Source organism: Paenisporosarcina sp. OV554, assembly GCF_003058165.1.
In the GTDB taxonomy this organism is placed as follows: domain Bacteria; phylum Bacillota; class Bacilli; order Bacillales_A; family Planococcaceae; genus Paenisporosarcina.
On the sequence record NZ_QBUC01000020.1, the window covers coordinates 1 to 17,537 of the forward strand.

The window sequence follows — 17,537 nt, forward strand, 5'->3', positions numbered from 1 at the left end:
ACTTGACCCTTTTCATTGCCTTTTGCCGGTGCACAAAACTGTGCATCAAATAAGAAAGCCGATCGAAATTGGATAAAAGCATCTTGTTCTTCACGTTTGGAGCCTTCGAGTACTCTTTTTACAGCTGTTTTCATGTTGTCATAAACGATTGTTTTTGGCACGCCACCAAAGTAATTAAATGCATCCATATGTCCTTGAAATAGAGCTTCTTGCCGTTGATGAGGAAATACCTTCACGAAGATTTTCCGACTATACAAAAGACGGATACAGAAAAGCATGCATTTGACTTCGACCCCATTTAGTTCAATGATCACTTCTCCCCAATCAAATTGAGCGAACTCTCCTGGACTGTATTCCAGCGGAATAGAGGCGAGTGGTGTTAGTAAATTCCACTCCAATTTTAACTGTCGCACAAAACGGCGTATGGTTGATTCACCACCAGTAAATTGATACTCACTAACGAGGCGGCGATAAATTTGCGCAGCTGAATGGCGCTGTTTCTGAGGAGCTGTTTCATCATCTTTAAGCCATTGAATAATTAATGGTTTAACAGAATCTACAGCTGGCATTTTTGTGGTGACGGTGCGAGTATACTTTGGAATTTCAGTCTGTTCTAACGCTTTTCGAATGGTTTGACGCGAATAACCCAGGTCTTTTGATATTTGACGAATAGACCTACATTCCACAAAGTGAAGTTTTCTGATAAGCTCAATATTAGCCATCTTTATCATTCCTTTTCCTCCCATATCATGCTTGTTCTAGACAAACATTATGATACGGGATTGGGTGATAAAGGTGGTCAACTTTTTGATGAGCGAAACCTACTAAGGTGGTCAACTTTTATATTAGCGTTTACAACGGTCTTAAACAAAAGGTGCCAACCATGCTAAATATTAATAAAATTTCTAGTTAAATCGACTGCATTTAAAGCATAAAATTGATACACTTCAAAATTGTTCATCAAAAATTTCCAATTAAATTGTCATGGGTGGCACCGCTTAAATTATGACAATTTACAGGAATGATAATTCATGCAGGATCAATTATGTAAAAACCATTGCTTACCGCTTTCAGTAAAGTCTTCATGCAATTGTAGTGAATAATTTGAATATTCTTTTGCACAGGTACCCGATTTATAAATTTCAGAATCGTTTAAAGTTGTTTTCAACACTTTACATGTTTAATTGGGTCACATTGTATCAATAGGGTATCAGGCCGCTTTGGACGTCAATCCAAAGGAATATAAAAAGCACGACTCGTAGGGAGTCATGCTTCCGTGTTTTGCTTATTTTGTTACCTCACAGTTTGCTCAGACAGTGAATCATGCTACCAAACTTCGATAGTTCAATAAATCCAAATTGATTTCAAATATTAGCCACTTTTGAATCCATATCAACACACTTCTGACTTTTAACCTTTTTATAATAGACGTTAATAACCGCAATCGCGAAACCGAACATCAACCACATTGGGAGTAAATAGATAGTACTACTTGCGCTTATAGCCGCTGGAATAAATCCAATCATTGCCAAACACGACGAAGATGCGTAATAACCGAGAGTTTCGTTTTTTGCTCGATATGATATACGAAAAAGCCGAAATGTTATAGTCGCATACCATATAACAAATAAGAAGAAGAATAATACGCCACCCTCAACTAATATCTCGATCCAAAAATTATGCATTGATGCACTCTCGCCAAAGCCGCTATGAATAGTTTTAGAAGCCCCACCCCCAATACCTATTCCATAGGTATCCTTCAAGGACTCCAACCCTTGGTTAATTAATGTTCTTCTTACATCTATGGAGTCACCTTTTTCGTTTTCTCCCGTAAGTGTATTGGCAAAAGCAACAACTGAATATTTTACCCCTATCCCAAAAGAACTGTTATAAAAATAATTTGTGATAATCGGGATAAAATAATAAAAAGGTAGAATAATTGTGATTCCAATTAAGAACTTTATCTTTTTGTAAAAAAGAAGGCTTAAAAGAAACATAAGTAAAATAGCTAATAGATTTGCTCTAGAGCCTGAAGCATTTATAATTATTATGACTGCCACAACGCCTAACCATTTAATTCTAGCGTTTTTGTGGAATAGAAAAAATGGAAAGATAATTGCCATGGTTGTTGATAGGTTATTGGGATTCCATTGGAATCCCGTCGGCACACCCTCCGAATTTGCTAAGCCAGCAAGAATATAAGTATCAGACGATGCTCTTCCAAATAAATGAAGATAAGAAGAGAATGGAGAAACAGGCAATCTAAACGGTGTGTAAACTTCTAAAAGAGAAAGAAAAATCTCTAAAGAAAAAGCAACGCATGAAATTTTAAAAATATTAGATAATGTTTTTTCATTATCTCCATAGTAAACAATACTAAGTGCTAATACTCCTCCGCATGTGATATAAAAAATATACAAAGCAGTGGAGGAAGGGCTAATAGACCAAAGCAACGTAAATGTATAATATATAAACATGAATACAAAAAAATAATGAAGTTTCGTTGACTGGACTTTTATTGGTAACGGTTTTTTAGTTGCGATTACGATTAAAGAAAGAAACATTAATCCCATGGCTAAATGGAATAAATATAAAGAAGAGAAGCTGATTGCAGCTCCACAAATCGCGGTAAAAATATAAAAATGTATGATACTACTAAATTTTATCACAGCGTCTAACCATCCTAATAAATGTACATACCATCGTATTCTAATACGATATATGTCATTTCTCATATTATCCTAATAATAAATATTTGTATTTAATGTTATATTCAGACCTTGGTATACAAAAAACCAGTCTGTAAAACACTGACTAGTCATCATAATTTAAACTTTACTGTTAACTACAATTAAATGCTTTTTAAGCACTTCTATTACTTGTTCTTGCTCTTCAACAGTCATATTCGACCCACTAGGCAAACAAAGTCCTCTTTCGAATAATCTTAGACTTACATCATCATTCTCTCCATGGGAATAATACTTACAACCTTCAAACAAAGGCTGCAAATGCAGTGGTTTCCAAACTGGACGAGCTTCGATATTTTCTTCTGCTAAAGCATCAATCAGATTATAAGGGGTTAATTCTATTTTCTCTGGATCTAACGTCAATGTTGTTAACCATCGGTTTCCGTAAGTATCTTCAAGTTCTGGCATAAACTCTAAGCCATCTATTTCACCTAAAGCTTCCACATATCTTTCAAACACAGCTCGACGAGCATTTACACGTTCATCTAGTATTTCTAGTTGTGCACGACCAATGCCTGCTAACACATTGCTCATTCGGTAGTTATAACCTACTACACTATGTTGATAGTGCTTAGCTTGATCACGTGCTTGAGTTGCCAAGAAGCGAGAACGTTTTAATTGTTCAATGTCATCCGACACTAGCATACCCCCGCCCGATGTTGTAATAATCTTATTCCCATTAAATGAAAAGACACCAAACTTACCGAATGTTCCACTCTTCTTCCCTTTATAAGAAGCACCCAGTGATTCTGCTGCATCTTCAATAACTGGAACGCCGTACGCATCACATAGTGTCATCAATTCATCCATTTTTGCACTTTGTCCATAAAGATTAACAATCAAGACTGCCTTTGGTAAATTACCTTCCGCTTTCGACTCAACAAAAGCTCTTTCCAAAGCAATTGGTGACATATTCCATGATTCGTCGTCAGAATCAATAAATACTGGCTCTGCCCCTAAATAAAGAATAGGATTAGCGGTAGCAATAAATGTTAGGGATGAACAAAACACGCTGTCCCCTTGTCCAACTCCTAATAGATCCAAGGCTAAATGAATAGCTGCTGTTCCTGAACTAACTGCGGACGCACCTTCACTTCCTGCATAAGTAGCAATTTCAGCTTCAAATCCATCCACATTTGCCCCAAGTGGTGCAATCCAGTTAGTATCAAATGCTTCTTTTATGTATGCTTGCTCATTTCCGCTCATGTGAGGGGAAGATAGAAAAATACGATTGTTCATTTACAGTCCTTCTCTCTTAATAACTCTTGCAGGAACTCCAACAGCAGTAACTCGATCTTCAATATCTGAAACAACGACAGAACCTGCTCCAATAACTGACCAATTGCCAATAGATTGCAAAGGAATAATTGTTGAGCCTGCTCCAATATGTGAACCTTCGCCAACACTGACTCCACCGGTTAGGATACTTCCTGGAGAGATATGGACACAATCTTCCACGATACAGTCATGCTCAATCACAGAATTAGTATTTAGAATAACGTGATTTCCAATCCTTGCATCTGCATTAATTACAACACCAGGCATAACAACAGTACCGATACCAATAACAGCACTATCACTAATTACAGCATTTTCATGCACAATAGATATAAAATCGCTATCTACAAAATTAAATTTATCAACTATATTCTTCCGTACCGTATTATTACCTATAGCAATTAATACTTTTGCGGAATACTCAATCATAATTTCTTTCAAGATTGCTAAAGGACCCTTAATAAATCCTTCAGCAAAGTGCTTTTCTAAATATTTGTCATCAAGTTTAGCTACAACTCGAAAACCCTTAATCGAATGCACACAATCTGTAATAACTTTTGCATGACCACTATCACCAACTAAAATGATATTCAAAATTATTCACAACCTTCGTGATTGGATTGACGGCTTCCTTGAAACTTAGTCATTGTTGCTTGTCCATCTTGACTAATGCCTTCAGATTTAAAAACCTTTAAAACAGTCATAACTAGAATCTTCATATCTAACAAAAATGATTGATTTTCCACATACCAGATATCATATTCAAACTTTTGTTCCCAAGAAATTGCATTACGACCATTTACTTGTGCCCACCCTGTAATTCCAGGTCTGACATTGTGCCTCATAGCTTGCTGATCATTATATAAAGGTAAGTACTCAACTAGTAAAGGTCTTGGACCTACAAAGCTCATATCACCTTTAAAGACATTCCATAACTGTGGAAGCTCATCTAAACTATATTTACGGATTGTTTCCCCAAAAGTAGTAAGACGAATATAGTCGGGTAGTAATTGTCCAAGTCCATCTCGTTCATCCGTCATAGTTCTAAATTTATAAACATAAAACGATTTACCATTTAGTCCAGGTCTCTCTTGTTTAAATAATACTGGTGAACCTATTTTCTTTTTAATTAATAGTGCTGTAATTCCGATAATAGGTGAGAAAAAAATTAATGCTAATGAACTTACTAAAAAATCAAAAATTCTTTTCATTTAAAATCTCTTTTCTTGTTCTTTGATTACCTACTAACCACACCTGAGTTATTTAGAACTGCTACCTCTTTTAAATTCCCAAAGTTAATATAAGTAATTTTATCCGAAGTTACATTTACACAATTCCTTGTATCAAAGATTAGTGGGTGTTTCATAATCTGAATCAATTTCATTTCATCTAAATCTTTAAATTCGTTATGATCTGTAAGAACTACTACACATTCTGCATCTCTAATAGCTTCTTCAAAACCTGATAATTTAAATTGAACTTGGCTCTGATTTACATGTGGATCAAATATTGCGAGATTAGACCGAGATTTCAATAAACTATTTACTATATCCATAGCGGGACTTTCACGAACGTCATCAATATTTCCTTTATAAGTCAATCCCAAAATGGCAATTTTGCCATCTAATTCAGGAACAATTCGATCTAATTGTTTTATTACAAACTCAGGCATAGAATTATTAATCATTCGACTGTCAGCAATTAAAATCGCTTCTTCTGGAGCTTTTTCAATAATAAAATATGGATCTACTGCTAAGCAGTGACCGCCGACACCTGGTCCAGGGTGATGCAAGTTTACTCGGGGATGATGATTTGCTAATTTGATAACTTCTAAGGCATCGACACCAAGTTTTTCTGAGATTTTGACCAGCTCATTTGCTAAAGCAATGTTTACATCACGATATGTGTTTTCCATTAACTTAGACATTTCAGCACTTAATGCGCTTGTTTGCAATAAGTCACCTTCAACAAATGTTGAATAAACTTCTGTTGCTTTAACGGTAGATATTTCATTAAACCCACCTATAATACGGTTATTTTCAACCAATTCAATTATTATTCGTCCAGGTAAAACACGTTCAGGACAATGCGCAAGGTAAATATCCTCACCAACTGACCATCCAGCGTCATTAAATATTGGTGCAACTACATCATCAATTGTTCTTGGAGGAATAGTTGATTCAACAATTACAACATCACCTTTTTTCACTGTTTGTAAAACGGTTTTTGTTGCTTGAATAACATAACTTAAATCAGCTGTATGATCTTCGTTATGTGGAGTAGGAACCGCAATAATAAAACAGTCCGCTTCTTCTATCTGAGTTGAAGCTTTCAAACTATTATTAGCAACTGCTCGTTCAACGAGTTCTCCTAATCCAACCTCTTCGATATGAATCTTACCTTGGTTAATCATTTCTATTGCTTTTTGATTCACATCAATACCCTGTACCTGCCAGCCATGATTTGCAAACATGGCAGCGGTAGGTAATCCTATATAACCAAGTCCAATTACACATAGTTTTTTCATGACTTAACCACCTTTTCAAGTTCATCTATATATCTCATCGCTAAAACCTCACGGCTAAAATTTTTACTAACAAATTCAAGGCCACTGATTCCCAGCTCTTCCAAATGAGAAGGATTTCCCTTTAATTCTCTTATCTTTTCAGCAAACTCTTTTGCATTTTCTGGGTCTACGTAATAACCTGATTTACTTTCTTCAATTAACTGTCTTGCGACACCATCAATACCTAATAGAATTGGTTTTGCACACGACATATAGTCGAAGACTTTATTCGGATAAACCGTCTTAAATGTTTCAACCTTCTTTAATACGGCTGTACAAATATCTGAAGCATTACAAAAGTCCGGAATGGTTTGTTTTGGTTGAGATTCAATGAAGATTAAGTTCATGATACCTTCTTCTTTTACTCTTTGAACTAATTCCTTTTTCTGCATACCATCACCAATAAGCAAGAAAACAACGTTTTCTTCTAAAGTAAACTCTTTTGCAACATCAAGCAGTGAATGTAAGTTATTGGCTACTCCATGTGCACCCATATAGGTAATTACAAATTTATCTTTCAAGTTATACTTTTCTCGTACCCAGTTATTTTTTTCTCCTGGGTTGAAAATGTCTAAATCGGCACCATTCGGAATAAAAGTGATTTTTTCCGAATTAATATTCTTTTTATCAATTAAGGCTTGTTTAAATGCTGGTGTTAGTACATTTATCTTATCTGCAAATCTATATGACATTTTCTCAACAAAATAGGCCATTTTAATTAGAAAACTATTAGTCAAAACACCAGTATCGATTGCTGATTCCGGCCAAAGATCTCGGATTTCAAAAACTAATGGAGTTCTTTTTAAAAACTTTGATAATATTCCTGTTATACCTACAAATAAAGGAGGTGAGGTTACTATTAATACATCATGTTTTTTCACGTGAAATAGTATTGCCCATAACGAAGAAACAGTGAAAGAAAAATATCCCCACATTCTTCCTATAAAAGACTTATTGTAAGCCTCGGATACATAAGTTCTGATTAGATTAACTTTTGGGGAATACTGTTCTTTAGTTACCCATACCCCTTTGTATTTTCCTTCTTTTTCTCCTGTGGCATAGTGAACTGTTCCTGCAACTACGGTAATATCATGGCCCATCTCTTCCCAGTACTTCACTAATTGGTTAAATCTGGAGCCACCAGGATCATTTTTGCCTAAAAAGTATTGATGTAAGATTAGTATTTTCAATTAGCAACATCCTTGTATAAATTAATATTATCATCATTTTTTGTTACAACACTATATACCCTGAAATCCTTACTTTTGGTTCCGTAATAATTGTTCTTCAGCTTTTCTCAATTCTATAACTGAAGATCCAATAACCAAAATTTCGTTCTATATCTCTTGATATAATGCTTCTACCAACTACAGGACAACCTTAAAAATTGTCTTTTCTAGTAATTACGGATTGGTTCAGAGCCGTTAGTAACTCTCTACCTTATTAAGTTTTGCAATATCTGATTCCGAGTTTCAACTTAATTTCCAAGTATGAATTGAGAGGCAAACATCACTTAATAGAGGACAATTTTTCGACTTATTGTACTGATAACGAGCATAATAATCTTCATTTTATACAAACTTACTTAAAGTATTATTAATAATATCAATTTCTAGTTTCACAGTATTAGATACATTAAATTTAGAATTTTTAACAATTGATTTTTCTATTCCTTTCAAATTTAATTTTATATTTTCCGCCAAATTCTCATTAGAGATGTATTGCACATTGTTAAAATCTCTTAACATTTCTCTACAAATAGGGATATCAGAGGTAATAAGAGGTATTCCATAAGTAGCCATTTCACACATCATTACCCCCTGAGAATCAAGCCTCGTTGGCATTAATGCAAATCTATATTTATCGAATAAATTAGGAAGTTCATCTTGTGTAAAAAATTCACTAAAAACTTCTATATTCTCTGGCATATCATGATAATCAAAGTATCTTCCTTTGCCATAAATATGGAATTTATACTTTGGATAATCTTTAGCAAATTCTACAACAATATCTATAGCATATTTAGAATCGTCTAAAGGTCTTATAGTAATAAAATCGGCCAATATATTTGTGGTATTTAATTCATAAGAATTATTATTAAATATTTCATTTGAATTATTGTTTATTATAGATGAATTATGAGTTATTAAATCCTGATTAAGATTGACATTTTTTATAAAATGTTCTTTCATCCACTCACTCACAAACACTAAATGAATATTTTTTAATTTTAATGACTTTTTTATAAATTGATGTAAAAAAAATAATTTAAATACATCGTATAGTTTTTGAATCATTTTCCTGTTTTTTCTATAGGAATAAGGCATTGGATAATATTTATCAACCCTAAGGGCTTCATGACCATGAAAAAACATTAACATTCCCTTGTAATATCGTCGGTATTTCATTAAAAATTTGATATGATTTTTTATATTTGGTGCGTGTGAAATTATAAGGTTATAATCGCCTTTTTTAATTTTATTTATAGCATCCTTATAATTTAATATATTAATATTTTCATAGACATAACTCTTTTTGGAACTAAAATTTAAAACTTCAAATTTTATGTTCTTATCTGAATAAACACGACTCCTTGAATGTACATAAGGCATAGCGTATTTATTTTCACTAGAAGGATAATCTTGGGTAAGAATGAGAATAGACAACTCTAACACTTCCTAACTACCTATAATCAATGAGGCAAATTCATTATTAAATCTGAAATTATTGTGCTTCAAATTATTTCTTCCTATTCCAATAAAAAGCCACAACGAAATAATAAAAACAACTATAAATAAATTTTTTTTATTAATTTATTTATAGTTGTTTTTCGTTCCTTTTAATATACTAATTATTAATGGATAAATTAAGCGTAATTCTTTATTAAACAAAATAACAATTAATACTATACAAAACATAGAACCAATAATATTTATATATAAATTATTTATGAACATCGTTAATAATATATAAATTAATAATAGGATTAAACAAAAAGATGTTTCTAATAATTTATTTTCAATATAAAATAACTTTTTCCCATAATAGGTTCTCATATAATAAAAGACCATATACGAAATAGCAACTGCTATAGCTGCACCTTTGCTACCAAAAATCGGAATAAGAATTAATGATAAAAGAGCATTAGTAGCCAAAGTTCCTATAGCAATATAAATATGTAAATGCGATTTTAATTTAAAATTAATTCCTAATACAACCGTTTCAGACATTGTGAATAATACTGGCATCATTATTAATGCTGGGAGAATTAATGCAGCCTCGTTATATCTTTCATCTAAAAATAGGATTAAAAAATCTTTAAAGGAAATAAGTAATACTGAAAGAATAAGCATAACAATCGTTATTATTTTAGAAATTTCTCCAAATAATTTATTATTCTTTTTATTTTCCTTATATTTTTCAAGGCTAAAAGGTGTCCAAAAAACAGAAAATGATGTTTGTACAATATTTAAGACTGCAGCCATTTGAAAAGCAGCAGTATATATTCCCAATTCACTATTACCTGAGAAATGATTCAACAATATTTTATCAATCGACTGATATAAAGTAGCAATTATTCCAGAAATCATTAAAGGAATGGAATATTTAGATAGAACTCTTATTGTAGAATTGGTAGAATTATTTTCTTTCATTATTTTTTCTTTCCAAAAATCTTTAGACAATAATAAAGATATTATACTCATAACAATAAATGAAATAATTGATCCAAATATTATTGCTTTATTATTAGGAGTAAATCGCGTAATTATGGTGATAATAACAATAAAATCAATCAATCTTTGACCTACAATTACTAAAGAATATCTGATTCCCATTTGCATCATTCTTAATATTAATATTGAATATCTAAAAAAAACATACGAGAAAATATACAATACCAAAAGAATAAAGTACGAATTGTCTTTAAAAATTCGGTTCAAAATATTACTATCGAAAATCCATATTATTGTAGCTAAAATAAATAATACACATATTGATGTACCAAAAGTTTTCAATAACAATAATCTCTTGTTATTTTCCACATAAAAAAATCTAATAAATGCTTGATCTAATCCTGCTAATGAAATTGATGCAAGAATGATTCCAATTGTAAGAAATATTGTTGCAATACCGTATTCTTCAGGAGTTAAGATTCTTGTTACAATAGGTATACTTATAAACCCAATAACTGCTGCTCCTAGACTTCCAACTGAAAAAGATAAAAATTTTTTTATTAAATTCAAAAGACTACCTTCTTCTTATAAAATATTTCACGATGTCTCGTAATCTAGATGTTCCATGTAAAAGACTTCTTTCGGTTTCCTTTATTGACCCACTACATCTTTCCTAACTTCAACATTTTTACGATTTGCAGTTCCAACTAGCAATTCTTTCAATTCACTACCTTCTAACGTAGGAATCTTCTCCAACAAAAACAAAAGCTCATGTTTAGTAATTGGCGTAGCCTTTCCAACATAAATCTTCGGAAACACAACCTCACTCTGCTTCTCACTATCATTCATCAACTCTTCAAACAACTTTTCACCAGGTCTTATACCAGTCTCTCGAATTTCAATCTCATTCTCCGAATAACCGGAAAGTCTAATAAGATTCTTCGCAAGATCAGAAATTTTTACGGGTTCTCCCATATCTAACACAAAAACTTCTCCGCCATTCGCAAGCGTACCCGCTTGTATTACAAGACGTGACGCTTCTGGAATTGTCATGAAGTACCGTGTCATTCGCTCATCTGTAATTGTCACTGGTCCACCCTTAGCAATTTGCTTCTTAAACAACGGCACTACACTTCCACGAGAACCCAACACATTACCAAAACGCACTGCTGCGAACTTAGTATTACTTTCTTTCGCTAAATTCTGTACAATCATCTCTGCAAAGCGCTTTGTTGCACCCATAACATTAGGTGGGTTTACCGCTTTATCGGTCGAAACTAAAACGAAATTGGCTATACCGAATGTATCCGCTGCTTCTGCGACGTTCTTTGTACCGAAGATATTGTTCTTTACAGCTTCCATTGGATTTCCTTCCATTAAAGGAACATGTTTATGAGCTGCAGCGTGATAGATTACATCTGGTCTTAATTCATCTACAATATCAAATATTCTCGCACGATCTTGTACATCCGCAATGACAGGTTTTAGTTCTGTCTCACCAAGGAAATTATTTCTTAGTTCCATATCTATCAAATAAATCGAGTTTTCACCATGTCCAAGCAAAATTAACTGTTTCGGGTTGAATCTCATTACTTGTCGGCAAATTTCCGAACCAATGGAACCACCTGCTCCAGTTACTAAAATTGTTTTACCAGTTATGGTATCTGAAATCGATTTCATATCGAGTTTTACTTCTTCACGGCCAAGTAAATCTTCAATCTTCACATCGCGGATATCGGTTACCGATACTTTCCCAGTCATCAAATCTTCGATACGTGGAATCATTTGTGTTTTAACACCTGTATCTACTGATATTTTAGCTATATTAGTAGATTCAAGTTTTGATAGAGATGGAATAGCTAAAATAATATGTTCGATTTTAAATTTTTCTACAAGTTCTGGAATATTTTCGACTTGTCCTTTTACTCGTAGACCATAAATCTCTAGACCTTGCATTTGCAGGCTATCATCAACAAACATGACCGGATTAAGTTCAGTGTTTTCTTGATTGTTTAGAAGTTGCCTTGCGACCATACTTCCGGCTGCTCCTGCACCTACAATTAACGTTTTTTTCTTAATACTTGAATTGATTTTGAAAAACGAATCCCTCATTAATCGCCAAGATAATCTTGAACCACCAATGAGTAATATATGAAGCATCCAAGTAATCATAAGCGCACGAACTATTATATCCCCACGAAACACATATTGAATCAAAGCTACAAATAAAATGGAATAAGTCACTGCTTTAAAAATCCCTGATAGTTCATTAATAGATGCATATTCCCAAACCTTACGATACAAACCGTAATAACTAGCTAATAAATGGTGAGCGACTAAAAGAGACGCTGAACTTGCTAATAAATAACCGCTTGTTAAAGGATTAACTATTGGATGTAATAAAAAATATCCCAAAAATATCGAAAAAAGAACTATACATGAGTCTATAAACACTAGAAAAGATATTCTTTTTTTGATTGTCATACCATCATTCCCTTACTTTATTCCTATTTCGATCACTAGTACTTATTATACACACAATGTCAGGAAACAGTGACGAACTTTGTCGAATAATCATTATTAGTTAAGGTTACGAAAATACTTTCCACCATTTCGCTTTGCTTATTTCATTAGGTTCTAATAAGATCATTTCTTGATTCGTCAAAATTCGCGCATTATTTTCAAGTAAAATATCTACATTTTCATGCATTTTACACTTATCTAAATACTCAAGGCCTTTATCAAACAAAAATGGTCGTGTTGAATTATTGTGAACGTCTGACCCATACACATGGACTAAGTTTGATTCTACCAATTGAATAGCCGTCCGTTGAATTGTTTTACCGAAATGTCCTGCTAAACTTCCTGCTGTAACTTGAGCCAACGCTCCATGCTGAACGAGTCTTGCTAATCGACTCGGTTTTTCGACAATAGCTCGATTACGTTCTGGGTGAGCGATAATTGGGGTTTTATTTTGATTCATAATCTGTTGAATGATTTGTGTTGTGAACGCTGGAATTCCTTGTGATGGCAATTCGATTAATACATATTTCGAATTGGCGAGCGCTAGTGCGTCCCCTGTCATTAAATGCTGAGCTGTTTGATCGTTAATTCGTATCTCTTGTCCTGTGAAGATGTTAATTGGAATACCAAGCTTTTTACATTCACCATTTAAATAGCTTACCTGTTTATTAATTTCATCAACTGATGTATGGAATTGTTGATGATAAGCATGTGAAGTTGCTATAATGTCGGTTATTCCTTCTTTTACTGCTTCCTTCAAAAGACCTATCGATTCATCAATTGTTTTAGGGCCATCGTCCACCCCGTGCAGTATATGACTGTGCATATCGATAATCATGTCGTCCCTCTATCCTATGTAATTTAAACAAGACAAAAGAGCAAAGGTATACCCCTCTACTCTCTTGTTCCATAATATTGGTAATAGCCTTGATCTTTAGTTAATTTATAATTATTTATGACTACTCCTAAAATGTGAGCTTTTGCTGAAACTAGCAAATCTTTCGCTTTCTGCGCATGATCTTTATTCGTTTCTTTAGAGTTTACTACGAAAATAGTACCTTCACATTTATTACTTAATATTTGTGCATCTGTTACTGATAACGTAGGTGGTGCATCAAAGACGATGATGTCATACCGTTTTTTGAGTTCATTTATTAATATATCCATCGACGTGGATGATATCAATTCAGCTGGATTAGGTGGGATAGGTCCAGACGTTATGATGTGCAGCCCTTCAATACCTGTTTCTTTTACCGTTTCATCAATCGAACTTTGACGTGTCAGTAAATTAGATAATCCTAATGTGTTTGTTACATGAAATGTATAATGGGATGTTGGCTTTCTCATATCAGCGTCTACTAATACAACACGTTTATTTTCTTGTGCAAACACAACAGCTAAATTGGAAGAAGTCGTTGATTTTCCTTCTCCTGGAGAAGATGACGTCACTAAAACCGTCTGCAATTCACCTTTGGGCATTGAAAAATTAATATTTGTTCGTAACGTTCTGTATTGTTCAGAAACAAACGATGTCGGATTAGAGTTTGCAATGAGTTTGCGGGCTACTTGCTGTAAAACTTTTTTCTTCTTTGCCATTTCTTTATCCCCTCTTCCGTCGTTGTGCAATTGATTGATTCGTTGTGACCATTTCACTATCTGGGATTGGACTGATTAATCCTAGTATTGGGAATCCTAAAGAATCTTCCACATCTTGTTCTGTTTTAATTGATGTATCTAAGTATTCTAATAGAAAAGCAATTCCCACACCTAGCATTAATCCCACAACTGCTGCGATGGCCATATTTAACATCGGATTAGGTTTAATCGGTGATGGATTGTCTGGTAACTGTGCTGCAGCTAAGATGTTGACATTATTTACATCCATTAAGGTTTTGACTTCTTCTTGAAAAACAGAAGCGATAGTGTTAGCAATTTCAACAGCTTGTTTAGGGGTTTTATCTTGGACAGTGATATTAACTACCTGAGAGTTCTCTTCACTGTTTACAGTAATTTGGCCATTGAGTAAGGTAGAAGTTGTAGACAGATTCAATTCTTCTATCACTTTATCTAAAATCGCAGGACTTTTTATTATTACGTTGTATGTATTAATTAATTGTAAGTCACTTTGAATAGTAGCTGGATTTACCGCAGTTGCATCTACTTTTTCTTGGTTGATAAGTATCTGAGTTGATGCTTGATAAATCGGTGTTATAAGAACATAACTAATAACTCCGCTGATTGTAATGGCTAGTATGGTTAATATAGCAATTAAGGACATTCTTTTTCGTATTGTTCTACCTAATTCTTGCAAACTAATAGTTTCTTCCATCAATGATTGACTCCTTTTATTCACAAATATCGACAATAATCATCATTATATCACAATTTTTTTCCAATAGAAGGCTATTTTATGGAATTATATGTGCTACTTTTCGTGACTTTATGCTATTGTAAAGAAAATGGTGATTATTTAAATAGAAGGAGATGCACATGAATAAATCTAAATTAATTTCAACTTTCGTCATTTTTGGGTGTATTTTGACTTTATTTGCAAGTTATAATATTTATCAATCTCGTATACAATCGATAACCAATCCTTCTGTAAATGCGTCTGATAAAGTAAGTCCAAACAATAATGAAATATCCAAAGAAAATAGAACGTCTGATAAAAAAATCAATCAATCAAAAAGTGATTCACTTACTGCGGAAGAAATCACTTCTCTTACTGCTAATATGTCAGATGAAGCGAGGACTGTTTTCACTTCCCGACTAAAGTCTAAAGAGAAAATTCAGTTGTTAGTGATTGGCTCTTCTTCTATAGAAGAAGGAACTCCTGGTTATGGAGAATTGCTATCTACCGACTTATCAGAAGCTTATGGTGAGTTGATTGAAACCACTTCCATTACTTTTGATGGAAATACAGCGGAGTTAGTCGATGAACTAGATGGTGATTTAATTGATTGGTCAAGCGATTTTGATGTCGTTTTATTAGAAGGAATGAATTTATCGAATAATGGCGTAGTCGTTGTCGAGGATTCAATTGATCATATCGAAGAAATTAATGATCGGATGAAACAAAATGTAGTAGATTCCGTCTTATTAGTGCACCCATCACAACCTTTAGCAAAAGCAGCCTATTATCCAAAAGAAGTAGAATCATTTAAATCGTATTTAACTTCTAAAGGATTTACGTATATTGATCATTGGACAGAATGGCCAGTAGGTAATGAAGATGAAATGAATATATATTTAACTGAAGATAGCGAACCAAATGATAAAGGTGCTGCACTATGGGCATCTGCTTTATCAACATATTTAACAGGAAAATAATGGAGGTTAATTAATGAAACGTTCAGATGCAAAGAAGAAAAAGAAAAAATGGCCATGGGTCGTAGGTGTGCTTTTCTTAATAGGCGGTGCTTATCTGTTAAGCGTCTACATGAGTTTCACATCAACATTGAAAGATATTCATAGTCCAATTGAACGCGAAGTATCAGATATGCGCGTAGAAGAAGTCAAATTAGAGAAAAAACAACCGTTTTCTGTCTTAATGCTCGGTGTAGATGAACGTAAAGGTGATGCAGGTCGTTCTGATACAATCATCGTGATGACGGTAAACCCAAATGATAAATCTACTAAAATGGTCAGTATCCCTCGTGATACGTACACAGAAATTATCGGTAAAGGCTCTATGGACAAAATTAATCATGCGTATGCCTTTGGTGGCATCGAAATGTCGATGGAAACTGTTGAGAATCTATTAGATATTCCGATTGATTATGTGGTCCAAGTCAATATGGAAGGTTTCGAAGATATCGTTGATGCTGTTGGCGGTGTCCAAGTTAACAACACACTTGATTTTTCTGTAGACCAATATAATTATCCAAAAGGAAATATCACTTTAAATGGTGAAGAAGCGTTATCATATGTTCGTATGCGTTACGAAGATCCAAACGGAGATTTCGGGCGTCAAGATCGTCAAAAGCAAGTCATTCAAGCTGTCATGAGCGAAGGTGCATCAGTTAAAAGTTTGGTCAACTATCGCAGTATTTTTAATGCCTTAGGAGATAACGTCCAAACGAATATGACTTTTGATGAAATGATGGACGTGCAAAAAAATTATCGTAATGTTGTAGGAACAGTTGATCAACTGTACTTCAAAAAAGGCACAGGTGGCAAAAAAGATAACGGTGTTTGGTATTACAATATGGACGAAACTGAACTAGCCGAAAAACAAGGAATACTGAAAGAACATTTACAACTTAACGAATAATATATTGACCTCATTCGAGATTCTTGGATGAGGTTTTTTTATATAAGAGATAAAGTATGCAAAAAGCAGCCGAAATTGTATCTTCGGCTGCTTGTTTTTTATGAAGTGAGTGTCAATTCTCTAGTAAACCAATATAAAAATCCTGTTTTCATTAATGTTGTAGGGGAGCGACGAACGCAAACCCGCCGCAGGATTACCTACAAGAAAGAGAACGTTCTAGAGGCTATGGTGCAGCAAGTTTGCAGTCCATAGCGACCCGGAAACAATAGTCAACATTGTGTTTCTGCTCACTTATCCCTAAAACTCATTTCAACTTTATAGGTATTCAGATATATAATTGATATTTTTTCTATATCATTCGAATTAACTAGTATATATTATCTAAATATTCTACTAATCTATCAGATTTTGCAGAATTATATTGTCAAATCGTGGCATTACAATTAGAATAAAAAGTCAATGGATATAAAATTCGC

Annotated in this window: 15 protein-coding genes; 2 read left to right on the forward strand and 13 right to left on the reverse strand. The window is 33.6% G+C overall.

What is annotated here, in order from left to right; genetic code table 11:
• The 13 genes from istA to C8K15_RS15115 all read right to left on the reverse strand — a co-directional run.
• Positions 1–731, reverse strand: a 731-nt coding sequence (istA, locus tag C8K15_RS15055; protein WP_108587258.1) for an IS21 family transposase, incomplete at its 3' end; no start/stop codon positions are given.
• Between the two features lie 633 nt (positions 732–1,364).
• Entirely contained in the window at positions 1,365–2,669 is a 1,305-nt protein-coding gene (locus C8K15_RS15060) for an O-antigen ligase family protein (protein ID WP_158268331.1), read from the reverse strand.
• A gap of 159 nt (positions 2,670–2,828) precedes the next feature.
• A complete protein-coding gene (locus C8K15_RS15065; protein WP_108587206.1) occupies positions 2,829–3,986 on the reverse strand; it encodes a DegT/DnrJ/EryC1/StrS family aminotransferase in 1,158 nt (385 codons plus the stop codon).
• Positions 3,987–4,619 carry an acetyltransferase gene (locus tag C8K15_RS15070; protein WP_255421125.1) on the reverse strand — a complete coding sequence of 211 codons (633 nt, stop codon included), beginning with the start codon at positions 4,617–4,619 and terminating at the stop codon, positions 3,987–3,989.
• 2 nt (positions 4,620–4,621) lie between these two features.
• Entirely contained in the window at positions 4,622–5,236 is a 615-nt protein-coding gene (locus tag C8K15_RS15075; protein WP_108587208.1) for a sugar transferase, read from the reverse strand.
• 26 nt (positions 5,237–5,262) lie between these two features.
• Positions 5,263–6,552 (reverse strand): nucleotide sugar dehydrogenase, encoded by a 1,290-nt coding sequence (locus C8K15_RS15080; RefSeq protein ID WP_108587209.1) that lies wholly within the window; start codon positions 6,550–6,552, stop codon positions 5,263–5,265.
• Positions 6,549–7,781, reverse strand: a complete 1,233-nt coding sequence (locus C8K15_RS15085; protein ID WP_108587210.1) for a glycosyltransferase family 4 protein — start codon at positions 7,779–7,781, stop codon at positions 6,549–6,551. The genes C8K15_RS15080 and C8K15_RS15085 overlap by 4 nt, the downstream gene beginning before the upstream one ends.
• Positions 7,782–8,162: 381 nt before the next feature.
• Complete coding sequence (locus tag C8K15_RS15090) at positions 8,163–9,257, reverse strand: glycosyltransferase (RefSeq protein ID WP_108587211.1); 1,095 nt, start codon at positions 9,255–9,257, stop codon at positions 8,163–8,165.
• A gap of 147 nt (positions 9,258–9,404) precedes the next feature.
• Entirely contained in the window at positions 9,405–10,835 is a 1,431-nt protein-coding gene (locus C8K15_RS15095; protein WP_108587212.1) for a lipopolysaccharide biosynthesis protein, read from the reverse strand.
• 81 nt (positions 10,836–10,916) lie between these two features.
• A complete protein-coding gene (locus tag C8K15_RS15100; protein WP_108587213.1) occupies positions 10,917–12,749 on the reverse strand; it encodes a polysaccharide biosynthesis protein in 1,833 nt (610 codons plus the stop codon).
• A 106-nt stretch (positions 12,750–12,855) separates the two neighbouring features.
• Positions 12,856–13,626, reverse strand: coding sequence for a tyrosine-protein phosphatase (locus tag C8K15_RS15105; RefSeq protein ID WP_108587214.1), 771 nt, complete (start codon positions 13,624–13,626; stop codon positions 12,856–12,858).
• 56 nt (positions 13,627–13,682) lie between these two features.
• Positions 13,683–14,384 (reverse strand): CpsD/CapB family tyrosine-protein kinase, encoded by a 702-nt coding sequence (locus C8K15_RS15110; protein WP_108587215.1) that lies wholly within the window; start codon positions 14,382–14,384, stop codon positions 13,683–13,685.
• Between the two features lie 4 nt (positions 14,385–14,388).
• Positions 14,389–15,117 (reverse strand): YveK family protein, encoded by a 729-nt coding sequence (locus C8K15_RS15115; RefSeq protein ID WP_108587216.1) that lies wholly within the window; start codon positions 15,115–15,117, stop codon positions 14,389–14,391.
• A 161-nt stretch (positions 15,118–15,278) separates the two neighbouring features.
• Between C8K15_RS15115 and C8K15_RS15120 the strand changes: the two genes are divergently transcribed.
• A complete protein-coding gene (locus C8K15_RS15120) occupies positions 15,279–16,118 on the forward strand; it encodes an SGNH/GDSL hydrolase family protein (protein WP_108587217.1) in 840 nt (279 codons plus the stop codon).
• Between the two features lie 13 nt (positions 16,119–16,131).
• Entirely contained in the window at positions 16,132–17,061 is a 930-nt protein-coding gene (locus C8K15_RS15125) for an LCP family glycopolymer transferase (protein ID WP_108587218.1), read from the forward strand.
• Positions 17,062–17,537: the final 476 nt, after the last annotated feature.